This window comes from Verminephrobacter aporrectodeae subsp. tuberculatae At4, assembly GCF_000193225.1.
GTDB classification, from domain to species: domain Bacteria; phylum Pseudomonadota; class Gammaproteobacteria; order Burkholderiales; family Burkholderiaceae_C; genus Acidovorax; species Acidovorax aporrectodeae.
Map to the genome: position 1 here is coordinate 1 of NZ_AFAL01000823.1, position 1,406 is coordinate 1,406.

The window sequence follows — 1,406 nt, forward strand, 5'->3', positions numbered from 1 at the left end:
AGCCGCAGCCGCCCGCCCTCGTTCACCATCTTGCCGCCGTAAGGGCTGCTGGCCAGGTTCACCCAGGTGCCGTCCGTATGGTCCTGCAGCCAGTAGCCGTTCACGCCGATCTCCGGGTCCACGTACAGGCTGAAGGTCTGGCTGCTGCCGGTGGTCTTCAGCGTGGTCTTGAAACTCGTCAACGCGATCGGCGTCTCCAGCGCCCGGGGCGTCTGGGCGAGGGCCTCCTTCTGCTCCAGGCCGGTGATGCGGGCGTGGCTGCTGGGGTGGACCTTGCCCTCCTGGCTGTCGGCCACCAGGGTCACCGAGGTGCTGGAATTGCTGTTGGTCCGGGCGCTGAATGAGCTGACTGCGGGCTGCGCGCTGTCCGGGATGCCGTCCCCGTTGCCGTCGCCAGGGTCAGAACCCGCGGGGCCGACGATGTCCTGACTTTCCTGGGGGTCTTCCGTACCGGGCGCTCTGTGGCTGGGTGCTGGTGTGCGGTTGTTCACGGCCTGGTTGCTGAAGTTCTCCGCATCGTTGCCTGCTGCGTCCTGTATCGCGTCGTCGCCGGACGCAGGCTTGGCGTAGCTGATGCTCAGCATCTCCCCATGGACCACGGCGCGGCTCAGCGTGAGCGTGATGGTATTGGCCGTCGCATCCACGACCGCGCTGCGCACGGTAATGGCGGTGCCAGCGGAACTGCTGACCGTAAAGCCGGCGTTGCCCGTGAGGGTGGCATCGTTCAGGGTATTGGCTTCGGTGTAGCTGAGCACCAGTTGGTCGCCGTTGACCGTGGCGCTGCTGATCACCGGGGGCGTGGTGTCTGACGCCGGCGTGCTGTTGGTCACAGCCTGGTCGCTGAGGTTTGCTGCGTCGTTGCCGGCCGCGTCCTGCACCACGGCGCCGGATGTGGGCTTGGCGTAGCTGACGGTCAGCGTCTCACCATGGGTCACGGCGCGGCTCAGCGTGAGCGTGACGGTCTTGGCCGTCGCATGCACAACGGCGCTGGTGACGGTAATGGCCGGGCCCGCGGTGCTGCTGACCGTAAAGCCGGCATTGCCCGCGAGCGCGGCCCCGTCCAGGCTATTGGCCTCGGTGTAGCTGAGCACCAACTGGTTGCCGTTGACCGTGGCGGCGTTGATAACCGGGGGCGTGGTGTCTGGCGCAGGCGTGTTGTTGGTCACAGCCTGGCTGCCAAAGTTTGCTGCGTTGTTCCCGGCAGCGTCCTGGACCCCGCCGGTCGCGGGCTTGGCGTAGCCGACGGTCACTGTTTCAGCGTGGGTCACGGCGCGGCTCAGCGTGAGCGTGACGGTCTTGGTCGTCGGATCCACAACGGCGCTGCTCACGGCAATGGCGGTGCCCGCGGTGGTGCTGACCGTAAAGCCGGCGTTGCCCGCGAGCGTGGCCCGTTCAGGTGTTGGCTT

Annotated in this window: 1 protein-coding gene; it reads right to left on the minus strand. The window is 67.1% G+C overall.

All coding sequences use genetic code 11. The features are described from left to right. Positions 1-1,406 (minus strand): SwmB domain-containing protein (locus tag VTU_RS29480; protein WP_010108892.1); only part of this gene is annotated, 1,406 nt, incomplete at both ends.